General features: G+C 42.6%; 11 protein-coding genes. 8 read left to right on the forward strand and 3 right to left on the reverse strand.

Annotation, left to right across the window (positions count from 1 at the left end; translation table 11 throughout):
- The first annotated feature begins 25 nt into the window (after positions 1-25).
- Complete coding sequence (ligA, locus tag NT178_13965) at positions 26-2,035, forward strand: NAD-dependent DNA ligase LigA (GenBank protein ID MCX5813633.1); 2,010 nt, start codon at positions 26-28, stop codon at positions 2,033-2,035.
- Positions 2,036-2,486: 451 nt separating this feature from the next.
- Here the strand turns inward: ligA and NT178_13970 are convergent, their stop codons facing one another.
- On the reverse strand, positions 2,487-3,791 hold the full coding sequence (locus NT178_13970; protein ID MCX5813634.1) for an ammonia-forming cytochrome c nitrite reductase subunit c552: 1,305 nt from the start codon (positions 3,789-3,791) through the stop codon (positions 2,487-2,489).
- The gene (locus NT178_13975) at positions 3,784-4,287 is read right to left on the reverse strand and encodes a NapC/NirT family cytochrome c (GenBank protein MCX5813635.1); all 504 of its coding nucleotides are present in this window, start codon (positions 4,285-4,287) and stop codon (positions 3,784-3,786) included. Before NT178_13975 ends, NT178_13970 begins: the two co-directional genes overlap by 8 nt.
- Before the next feature lie 295 nt (positions 4,288-4,582).
- Here NT178_13975 and NT178_13980 point away from each other — a divergent pair, with 295 nt between their 5' ends.
- A complete protein-coding gene (locus NT178_13980; protein ID MCX5813636.1) occupies positions 4,583-5,527 on the forward strand; it encodes a 3-oxoacyl-ACP synthase III family protein in 945 nt (314 codons plus the stop codon).
- Positions 5,528-5,601: 74 nt separating this feature from the next.
- On the opposite strand, the gene dusB is transcribed toward NT178_13980, so the two are convergent.
- A complete protein-coding gene (gene dusB / locus NT178_13985; GenBank protein MCX5813637.1) occupies positions 5,602-6,594 on the reverse strand; it encodes a tRNA dihydrouridine synthase DusB in 993 nt (330 codons plus the stop codon).
- Positions 6,595-6,978: 384 nt separating this feature from the next.
- On the opposite strand from dusB, the gene NT178_13990 reads away from it, so the two are divergent.
- From NT178_13990 to NT178_14015, 6 genes are all read left to right on the forward strand, one after another.
- Positions 6,979-8,157 carry a site-specific integrase gene (locus NT178_13990; GenBank protein MCX5813638.1) on the forward strand — a complete coding sequence of 393 codons (1,179 nt, stop codon included), beginning with the start codon at positions 6,979-6,981 and terminating at the stop codon, positions 8,155-8,157.
- Positions 8,158-8,215: 58 nt separating this feature from the next.
- A complete protein-coding gene (locus tag NT178_13995; protein ID MCX5813639.1) occupies positions 8,216-8,476 on the forward strand; it encodes a type II toxin-antitoxin system HicA family toxin in 261 nt (86 codons plus the stop codon).
- The gene (locus NT178_14000) at positions 8,473-8,835 is read left to right on the forward strand and encodes a type II toxin-antitoxin system HicB family antitoxin (GenBank protein ID MCX5813640.1); all 363 of its coding nucleotides are present in this window, start codon (positions 8,473-8,475) and stop codon (positions 8,833-8,835) included. Before NT178_13995 ends, NT178_14000 begins: the two co-directional genes overlap by 4 nt.
- 182 nt (positions 8,836-9,017) lie before the next feature.
- Complete coding sequence (locus tag NT178_14005; GenBank protein MCX5813641.1) at positions 9,018-9,647, forward strand: hypothetical protein; 630 nt, start codon at positions 9,018-9,020, stop codon at positions 9,645-9,647.
- Positions 9,648-9,769: 122 nt separating this feature from the next.
- Positions 9,770-9,979: a helix-turn-helix domain-containing protein gene (locus NT178_14010; protein ID MCX5813642.1), complete on the forward strand. Its 210-nt coding sequence runs from the start codon at positions 9,770-9,772 to the stop codon at positions 9,977-9,979.
- A gap of 6 nt (positions 9,980-9,985) precedes the next feature.
- The coding region (locus tag NT178_14015; protein MCX5813643.1) for a bifunctional DNA primase/polymerase at positions 9,986-11,036 on the forward strand (1,051 nt) is incomplete at its 3' end.

Here is an 11,036-nt window from a genome sequence, read left to right on the forward strand (position 1 = left end):
CATATATTAATTTTTAAGGCAAAATATGAATAAGGAAGAAGCAAAAATAAGGATTGAAGAGCTAAGAAAAGAGATCGACTATCATAATCACAGATACTATGTGCTTGATGACCCTGTGATTTCCGATGCAGAGTATGACAGACTGATGCGGGGGCTATCAGAACTTGAAGATGCATACCCTGAGTTTTTAAATCTCAACTCCCCTACTCAGAGAATCGGTGCAAAACCCCTTGAATCATTCTCCACAGTGACCCATAGAACACCTATGCTGAGTCTTGCAAATGCCATGACTGCAGAAGAGGTCGTGGATTTTGATAAACGGGTCAAAAAACTCCTTAATGTGACAGATATGGATTATGTAATGGAGGTAAAAATAGACGGATTGGCCGTTGAACTGGTATATGAAAAGGGTGAATTCGTCCTTGGTTCGACAAGGGGGGATGGCTTCTCAGGGGAAGATATAACACAGAACTTGAGGACAATAAAGGCAATACCCATGAAGATGATCGAAAATCCTGATGTTCCCATCCCGTCGCTCCTTGAAGTAAGGGGTGAAATATACATGGGAAAGAAGGAGTTCGAAGAACTGAACAAAAGAAGAGAACTTTCCGGCGAGCCCCTTTTTGCAAACCCGAGGAATGCGGCAAGTGGCTCTGTACGACAGCTTGACCCAAAGGTTATAGCAGGCCGCAGGCTTAATATATTCTGTTATGCCATGGGTGAAATGAGAGGAGCAAGTGTACAAACACACTTTCAGTTCCTTGAATACTTGAAAAAATGGGGATTCAGGGTAAATCCTTATGCAAAGCTATGCGAAAATCTGGACGAAGTTTTGAAATATTACGAAGATATTCACAGTGCAAGAGATAGAATTGACTATGAGATTGACGGCACGGTCATTAAAGCAAACAGGTTCGCCTATCAGGATGCTCTCGGCACTGTATCAAGGTCGCCAAGGTGGGCTATTGCCTACAAGTTTGAAGCACACGAAGAAACTACAAAAATTAAACGAATTGATGTGCAGGTTGGAAGGACCGGGGCGCTTACACCGGTTGCAATACTCGAACCGGTAACAGTCAGCGGGGTGGAAGTCTCAAGGGCAACCCTCCATAACGAAGACGAGATCAAAAGAAAAGATATTATGATCGGCGATATTGTCATAGTCTCCAGAGCAGGCGATGTAATACCGGAAGTTATAAGGGTTATAAAAGAGAAAAGAACAGGCAACGAAAATACCTTTGAAATGCCGGATGCATGCCCGGTATGCGGCGAGCAGGTAATACGGCCTCCAGGTGAGGCAATCCGGCGCTGTATTAACATCAACTGCCCGGCTCAAATAAAGGGCAGCATCGAACACTTTGCTTCAAAAAGGGCGATGGATATTGACGGCCTTGGAGAAAAACTTGTAGAACAACTGGTAGATAAAAATATTATCAAGGATGTATCGGATTTGTACTATTTAAGCAAAGAAACCTTGTCAGGCCTCGATAGAATGGCTGATAAATCCGCTGAAAACATTATAAATGCAATTAATGCATCGAAAAAACGTCCATTCGCACGGTTTATATACGCCCTCGGCATAAGACATGTGGGGGAACATATCTCTGTGCTCATTGCAAAACAATATAAAGACATCGATGAATTAACGGCAGTAAAGGAAGAGGAATTGATAAATATCCCCGAAATCGGGCCCGAGGTATCAAGCAGCATCACAGCCTTCTTCCGAGACGACAAAAACAAAAAAACCATAGAAAGAATCCTTACGGCAGGCGTTGAGATTGAATATAAAAAAGAAGATACCAAACCTCTTAAAGGGTTGACCTTTGTGTTCACAGGAACCATGAAAGCGATGGGCAGGGACGAGGCACGAAAAAAAGTGGAAACCCTCGGCGCTCAGACCTCTTCATCAATAAGCAAAAAAGTGGATTATCTTGTTGCAGGGACAGAAGCGGGATCGAAACTTGACAAGGCAAGGGAATTGGGCATTAAGGTTTTAAGTGAAGAAGAGTTCCTGGATATGACAGGGGAAAGGTGATGAAACTGGAGTTTCCCCAATTCTTCGAAATGCATGCTTCACGGTTTCTTGCCAGGGTTCACGCTTCGCGATTTTTGCCTGAAGCTATGTCTTCCTTCCTTACTCCACAAACGGTTTGTTTGCTGCCGTATTCAGTATTGCAGGTGGCAACGCTCATCGTGTATCAATATTTCATTGACATACAAATCCGTTCTAATTAAATTTGATGAACTCGTAAAAAGTCGTATTTCTGTCGTTTTGTCATTCCCGTGAATACCCTGAAGGGCACAAGCGTGGGAATCCAGCGATTTCAATGTGTTCTGGACTCCAGTTTTCACGGGAGTGACGGTTTTTTGACTTTTTACGAGTGCATCAAATTTCCTTCATCAAAAAACAATGCCTTCAAGGACAAAGATACTCAATGAAGGTGCCACCTGTGCAATCTAATACCAGATTATTTTTCCTCGATTATTTAAAAGTCCTGCTGATAGGGCTTGTTATTATGTTTCACGGCAGCACGATTTGCAATTGAAATTGCCTGATGTGCAAGATCAATGGACTGCCCGAGTGTATTGAGTATCTGGGTCGGATTATGAAAACCCATACTGTTCTCGGCTGCTACAATATCCCAAAACCATTGTGCCTTGCGCACAAATTCCCTTGCCTTGTCAAGCTCTACCTGGTTAGCCTCTGCATCTGCCCCGGCCTTGCCGATGGCCTCGTGTGCCTTTGCAACCAAAGTTCCTGCTATACGCTGCAACTGCCATACATTGTTCTGGGTCGTTTTCACCCTCTCAAGCAGCCATACTTCGCTTTCAATATGGCAAGTCATACAGGAAGATTTGATGTGTTTCATCGGACTTGTTACCCGGTGGGAGGTGTATTTTTGACCGTTTTCACGCATGAAAGGCATATGGCAATCAGCACATGAGACGCCTGCCTTGCCATGAGTCCCGTTGCTCCATGTTTCAAAATCCGGATGCTGAGCTTTGAGCATCTTTGCCAGCGAATCAGGGTGGAGCCAGTCCTCGGTAAATCCACCCGGTTTTTCCGAATAATAGGCATACATCTGTTCAGGGAGAAGTCCCTTATCCCAGGGAAATATTACACGGGAAGTTTTCGGTTCAAAATAATACTCAACGTGACATTGCCCGCAGACATAGCTCCGCATTTGCTCCCTTGGCGCTTTTTTAACGTCTATGCCCCTCCTTTGCATTGCTTCAATGAAGGCAGGATTGATAATGCGCAGGTTCATCGTTGCCGGGTCGTGGCAATTTGCGCATACAATAGGATGTTTAATTCTGGGAAAAAGCTGTGCAAGGGGCGTTTTGGCATATGTCCAGCCCATATCTTTGTATATGTCGATGAGGTTTGCGGATTTGCAGGTCATACAGGCGCCGGGACTGTTAGGGTTAATCCGTTTGGTTTCTTTAAGGTCCTGAACTGCATAGGGATGCCCGCGGTCTTCAGCATAGTCTTTGCTGAACGCCATTCCTTTGAAGTTTGTAAGGATCTCCGGTTCTTTTATGGAATGCTGGATTTTCCGGCTGTCACCGTAGCCTGTCGGCGAGGGCGCCATTTCAAGATTTTTCTGATAACTCTTGTATTCTAAGGGATATGATTTCCCCCATATGGCCGGGTCATATTCACCTGCAGGAATCTTTGCAAGCTTCACTGATGATCCTGGTTTGAGAACCACGACACGCAGGGCTATAAAAACAAAAAACAGGGCTGCTATTACAAGCAACGATGAAAATAACTTTGTTTTTCTACTCAATTTTTACCCCTCCTCCCTGAAGGTTTTTTCCGTGAACTAAGTTGCGGTGACATTTTGAACAGCTCTGGGCGCTTCCGACCATCATTGTGTTTTCTATAGTTGAAAAGTGGCAGCGCAGGCAATTGTCGTTCACAATATCCCTGCCCAGGGATGACAGCGTAATGTAAGCCGGATAGCTTCTTAAGGTCTCATGAACAAGATCGTTTATACCGGCACGGGTTTTGTAAGTTACCTTTTCTACAATATTGCCGGCGGGCATGTGGCATTCGATGCAGGCAAACTGTTTGTGTCTGGATATTTGCCATTGTGCATGTACACGTTCCATACTGTGACAGAGGGAGCAGAATCCGGAACTTCCTGCATATTGGTAGCCTGTTGCTGCCGCCAATGCAATCATTATACCAGCCAGCAAACTTAGCCATGCCGATTTTAAGGTTTTGGGCTTGTAAAAAAGTTTCCTGTTATTTACTCTTAATAAATCAGATCGTGGTTTCATAAATTCTTACAGTTTCGGACAATTATAAAACAGGAAAATGTCTGGGGTCAATAAAAAGCCGTAACCGGGGAAACTCCGGAATGTATTTATGGTTGACACTAATGTATATTGCTGCTATATTTCTTTTCAATAAAAAGATATTTTCTATGAGAATAAAAATAAGTTTTTTTGATGATCTTGTCCCTTTTGTAATCCTTCAAAGATTCTTTGAAGGATATTCCCTTAACAATTAAAAGGATTATGCCATCATATCCGAATCATTAAGAAAGGAACATATTTGATATAACAGATGACTATGTATATTAACGCAGCATACCATTATTTACCCGATAAAATAATTCCAAACTCATACTATACACACTTAATCGATTTAACTGACGAGTGGATCTATAAACGATCAGGCATCCGGAGAAGAACAAAAGCAGGCATTGACGAGAATACGAACACAATGTCAATAGATGCTGTGAAATCCGGGATCGACAGACTCCCATATGATCTCAAAGAAGTAGATCTTATTGTCGGCGCTACATACACACCGTATGATACTGTTGCAACCAACGCCCATGCCGTACAAAGCCATTTTGCTATTTCCCGGGCTAAGGCCCTCTCTATTTCTTCAGCATGCTCATCTTTTCTTAATGCTGTGGAGGTAGTAGAAGGTTATTTTGCTGTTAACAAATCACGGAGGGCTCTTGTGGTTGCCTCAGAACACAATACCGCCTACAGCGACGATACGGACAAACAATCCGGTTATTTATGGGGAGACGGTGCAGGTGCCATACTTATTTCTAAAGAGAGGATATCTGAAGAAGACATCGAAATCCTTGACTTGAATACAACAGGTCTTGCCGATGTCGGAAAAGGTTTGGATGGGGTATATTTGAGGCCCAATGATGGTGGTCTGCAAATGCCTTATGGCAAGGACATCTTTGTCCACGCTTGCAAACACATGGTTTTCGAAGTTGAAAACATCTTAAAAAAGAACAACTTTACAATGAAAGATATAGAACACTTCATACCACACCAGGCCAATTCAAGAATAATCGGCAAAGTTGCAGAAATCCTTGGTTTAAAAAACGGAAAATTGGTCATGAATATCGAAGACAACGGCAATACAGGCAGCGCAAGTACGGTTATTGCCCTGTCGCAGAATTGGAACAAATTTAAAAAAGGCGAATTGATTGTCATTACCGTTTTCGGCGGCGGCTACTCAAGTGGCGCAATGCTTTTGAAAAAGTGATGCATTGCAACTCTGTTCCTTTTGATATCATTCATACTTTACATTTTCTTCCAGCACCCGCATCGGGATAACAATCAACTTCTTTGTTTTATCAACCCTGAATCATCGAAGGTCCGCAGTTCCTCTATGGCGCCAAGAAGCTCGCCTATCGTACCCGTCCTGAACGCTTTGTCTCGAAGCGGTTTCATCCCTGAGAGTCCCCTCGTGTACCAGATGAAGAATTTGTGGAAGCAACTCATACTTTTCTTTTCACCGTAATACTGAACCAGCAGATTCATATGGCGTTTCATTATTTCAATACGCTCATTTACATCAGGTCTTTCGCAAAACGTGCCATTTTGAAAGAATTGGATTACTTCTCTGAATATCCAGGGGTTCCCGAGGGCGCCACGAGCTATGGCCACCCCGTTGCAGCCGGTCTCATTAAACATCTTCCTGATGAAGGACAACGATACGCCGTCGCCGCTGGCAATCACAGGTATCTTTAAGGCTTCTTTTACCTCTTTAATGACCAGGTAATCGACAGTTCCACTATAACCCTGGGTTCTTGTCCTTCCGTGAATAAAAAGTGCGCTGACACCTGCATCCTCGGCATAGAGGGCCACTTCCCGTGCGTTTATTGAATCAGAGTCCCACCCTGCCCTGATCTTCACTGTTACCGGAACTTTCGAACGGCAAACCAGCAGCTTAAGTATATCCCTCAGTTTGCGCGGCTCTCTAAGGAGCGCCGCCCCCTTGCCGTTCCGTGTAATTTTTGCTGTAGGACAGGCCGCATTAAAGTCAAGAAGATCGAACCCATGTCCATCAAGGATATCAATGGCCTTTAAGATGTGTTCTTCGTTGTTTCCCAGCAACTGCACTCCGAGAGGCCGGTCATCGGGTGCGGAGGAAAGCATGCGAAGGGTCCTTTTATCATTGTGTGACAAAGCCCTTGCATCAATCATCTCCGTAAATGCCATTGGTGCGCCAAAGGTACGGGTAAGTATGCGGAATGGAAGATCGCTTACTCCGGCCATAGGGGCAAGCACACAGGGGACAGGGAGTATGATGTTACCGATTTCGAGCATATCTTATTCTATCTCTCATTGACATGGCTGTCAAATACTGTTGCTTTCCCGTGACGGCGCAACTCGTATTACGTAAAGACAGCCGTGCATAATGGGTTTGCAGTCCGGCGGCTGAACGCAAAAATGCCCCCGGCATGACTCGAACATGCGGCACACGGATTAGGAATAAGTTTTATTGTATTTCTATTGTATTTTCACATAATCTCACTTGACATAATTAGCGTTATAATTATAATATATTACATGGCATTTACAACATTTCAAAACAAACACAATTTCACTCAATTTCACAGTAATTACTTTTCAAGGGTAGCATGGGGGGTAGCACGGTATACACAACGGACAGGCAGAAGTCTTAAAAAATGAGCCAAAAGGAGGTATGTTTTGAAAAAGCCTAAGAAGGAATACTCAGAAAATACCAAGAGGCAGGAAACACAATATCCAGGAGTATATCAACGGCGATCCGAAAAAACTCATGGCGTGATGGACACATGCTTTGACATATCATACAAAAGAGAAGGTAAAAAGAAATGGGAAAAAGTCGGCTGGGCGAGCGATGGCTATGATGCAAAATCAGCTAATATGATTAGAGCAGACCGGATACGAAAGATACAGCATGGCGAGGAACTACCGCATGAAAAATTAAAAGCACCTTTCTTTAAAGAAGTGGCAAAGAAATATCTCAAATGGTGCGAGGATAATAAATGTCGTGGTGGCTATGATGAGCGGATCCGCTATGAAAAGCACCTTGAACCGAGGTATGCAGAAAAAAAGCTCGATGAAATATCGCCTTTTGACTTGGAAAAGATGAAGGCGCAGCTATTGAAGTCAGGCCTTGCGCCGTCTACAGTAAAGCATGTCCTTATTCTTTTTCGCATGATATGGAATAAAGCTATACAATGGAAATTATATAAAGGTGAATGTCCTGTTAAACAAGTCAAGCTACCTACCGTCCAAAATGAACGAGAGAGATTTTTATCATACGATGAAGCACAAATATTGCTTGATAAATTAAAAGAATCCTCAGATACAGTACATGATATGGCATTGCTTAGTCTTCATTGTGGCTTGCGCTTTGGTGAAATTGCCGCATTGAGAGGCTTTGATATTGACTTGGAAAATGGAGTTATTACCATATCCAATCCAAAGAATAAGACCTCACGAAAGGCATATATAACAGAAATGGTAAAAACTATGCTTCAAAAGCGGATACCAAAAAATAAAGAAGATTTCATATTCATTCCACAAGGCGAGAAAAAGCAGATAATGCGTGTAAGCAACACATTTCATAGAGTAGTAGACGAAATTGGCTTTAACAAGGGCATTAAAGACCGCCGTCAATGGATTACATTTCACAGTTTAAGACATACTCATGCCTCATGGCTTGCACTGTCAGGTGAATCATTACTTGTTATTCGGGAGGCGTTAGGACATAAAGACTTTACCATGACAAAGAGATATGCACATTTAGGCGCAGATACAAGAAAACAGGCAGCCTCACGCCTTGAGCAGGCTTTTAACAAAGGCAAAGAAAACAATGTCATACAGTTAAACGAGAAATAAAAATATTTGTAACACATTATCGGTTGCATATTTTCAAACATTTGCTATACTATAAATCATGGGAAAAGCTGATAAGCTTCTGAAACGGTTAATCTCTGAACCAAAAGATTTTACTTACGATGAGTTGAAACGATTGTTATCAGCGTATGGATATGAGGAGGCCCAAACAGGTAAGACGTCAGGCTCAAGGGTTGCATTTATAAATCATGATTCCAGGCATATTATCAGGCTGCATAAACCACATCCTCATCCTGAGCTTAAACAGTATCAGATTGATGATGTTCTTGAAGAATTAAAAAGACAGGGGATATTAGAATGAAAGACATTATGATGCACAAAGGGTTTATCGGAACAGTCCATTATAACGCTGATGACGAGATATTTCATGGCAAGATTGAAGGTATCAACGATCTCATAACCTTTGAAGGCAACAGCGTAAAAGAATTGAAAGAGGCTTTCGTTGAGGCCGTTGAAGATTATGTCATTCTATGTAAGGAGACAGGAAAGGAACCTTTAAAATCCTGCAAGGGCAGCTTTAATATCCGTATACCGCCGGAATTGCATATTAATGCGCTTATTAAAGCAACTACAGAAGGAATATCGCTGAATCATTTTATCAAAAAAGCAATCGAGCGAGAAATGGCAGATAGGGGCCAACACAAACACCCTGCACATTAAAGAGTATTCCAGCGCAGGGCAGAATGGAAGCAGCATTTAATCAGGGCAAGGAAACCAATGTCATACAATTAAACGAGCAATAACAGCATACACAGGGGATAGAGCCGCTCTCGAAAAGGGTAATCCTGAACCCCTTCCCCTGTGCAATTCATTCAGGACACACCACGACAGGAGGTGGCAGCGTGGATAAAGAAAAGAGATGGGAACCAACAGAAGAGACTGCAAGAGAATATACCCAAGCAAGAGAAAAATTGTTAAACGACATTACTGATCACTCACCACCGACGCCGAAAGAATACGAACAGTTTTACAGCATTTACCGCAGAATAACTGACTGGGCCGTTCCAAGATGCAGGAGATGTTTTAAGCTTTTAAAGGAAAACACGCCGGACGTTCCAGATATTGAAAGCATAATTGATCTTGATAGGTGTGAAAAAAGCCGATCGAAAAAAAACTGTTATGTTCTTTTAGAAATGGGCTTTAAGGCACGATGCGGAGAGATTGAATATGGACAAGACAATTTTTATCAGGTTACAGATAACAAGCGTGAATCTATTGATTCATTACCGAGGATCCCCGCAGGGTTATGCAGGGACCAAGCAAATAGCAAAATGAAAGCAGGTATTTTACACTTTTTTCTTGTTGAAAAACTATATCCACGAAATGACAATTTGTATTGTGATGCCTGTAAAAATGTTGCTCGTGTTGAAAAATATAATAAAGAACACCCCGAAAAACGTAAAGAAGCCCGCAATAAATATATCAATACATTAGACGAATTACCTAAAGATTCACCACATAATAAAAAATAGATACAAGTCCCTATTTCCTTTATACCTTCCAAAAAAACCGTTAACCCCGATTACTCTTACAGCGGCCAACTATATATCTATACTTCCTGTATGATTAAATCGAATCACAGGAGGTATCAAGAATGAATTCTCAAAAACAAGTATGTATGTCACCACAACAGGTTAGTGACGCTTACGGTCTCCCAAAGGGCACCCTTGCCAACATGAGATGGGCCAGAAAAGGGCCGAGATTCTACAAGCAAAACCGCAAGATTCTTTACAAGGTTGCAGACTTGGAAGCATGGCTCTACCAGAACCCCGTTATGACTATTGATGCGCACCTTGACAGGTAAAAGGCCATGTCGAAAACATACGATGCACTTCAGACATGGTTTGAGGTTCACGAGGTAAAGACTGTCTTTATCAAGCTAAAAGGTTTTACAGGTAGCAATACCGACTATCAAGCAGCGAAGATACCTATTGATAAAGAATGGCAGCTCTCGCAGGGACTCACCGAGGATGCAATAAGAGCATGGCTCGCAAAAGGTGGATGGATAGGCCTTGTTATACCTGAAGGTTATATTGTTGTTGATATTGACGATATATCCATTTTTAAGCATGTACAGGCAAGGCTACAGGCTCAGCATATCAAGCACATTGCCATTAAAACACCAAATGGTGGACAGCTATTTTTTAAGGACACAGGCAAGGTAAAGACTCAACAGGCTAAAACTATCACGGCAGCCGGTATTGTTTGCGACTACCGGCTCGCAGGCAAAGGACAAATTGTAATGCCTACCGATAACACCGATGGCCGTTTCATACTGCATATGGATGATACGCTTGACGACATGCCTTCATTCTTTATACCTGTTATGAAGTATATTCCAGAGAAGCACGAGGCTCTATTATTACCTGTGCCGATATTAGAGCATATCTCAGGCCGAGATGATACCATATTTAGACACGCTTGCAGGCTTAGAGAGTGGGATGCACGCTATTCTTTGAAGTTATCCGAGGATGGCTTGCGAGAGGTTATGCACCAGGTAAACGACTTTCTTTGCGAACCGCCTTTAGATGAGCGTATTGTTGACGAAAAGGTAAAGCAGGCTCTCGCATATCCTACAGCTTCAAAGCCAAAAACAGAAAAAGAAAAACAGGCTACACAGGCAGAGCTTCTTATTGCGATAGGTGAGCAGCTTACGCTATTCCATGATGATACAGGCGAGGCTTATGCAGAACTCAATGGCCATAATGTAAAGATACGAAGCAGCGCCTTTAAGCAATGGCTTTCACGTCAGTTATGGCTACAGGAAAAGAAAGCGCCAAACAGCGACTCTATGAACCAGGCTCTCAATGTTCTCGAAGCAAAAGCATACTTTGAAGGTGAGCAGAGGCTATTGCATAACA

The sequence above is a fragment of the Pseudomonadota bacterium genome (assembly GCA_026388255.1).
Lineage (GTDB): Bacteria > Desulfobacterota > Syntrophorhabdia > Syntrophorhabdales > Syntrophorhabdaceae > JAPLKB01.

Coding starts and splice junctions, on each gene's coding strand:
- ligA (MCX5813633.1), top strand. CDS start 26: ATGAATAAGGAAGAAGCAAAAATAAGGATTGAAGAGCTAAGAAAAGAG.
- NT178_13975 (MCX5813635.1), bottom strand. CDS start 4,287: ATGAAACCACGATCTGATTTATTAAGAGTAAATAACAGGAAACTTTTT.
- NT178_13995 (MCX5813639.1), top strand. CDS start 8,216: ATGGGAAAAGCTGATAAGCTTCTGAAACGGTTAATCTCTGAACCAAAA.
- dusB (MCX5813637.1), bottom strand. CDS start 6,594: ATGCTCGAAATCGGTAACATCATACTCCCTGTCCCCTGTGTGCTTGCC.
- NT178_13980 (MCX5813636.1), top strand. CDS start 4,583: ATGTATATTAACGCAGCATACCATTATTTACCCGATAAAATAATTCCA.
- NT178_14000 (MCX5813640.1), top strand. CDS start 8,473: ATGAAAGACATTATGATGCACAAAGGGTTTATCGGAACAGTCCATTAT.
- NT178_14010 (MCX5813642.1), top strand. CDS start 9,770: ATGAATTCTCAAAAACAAGTATGTATGTCACCACAACAGGTTAGTGAC.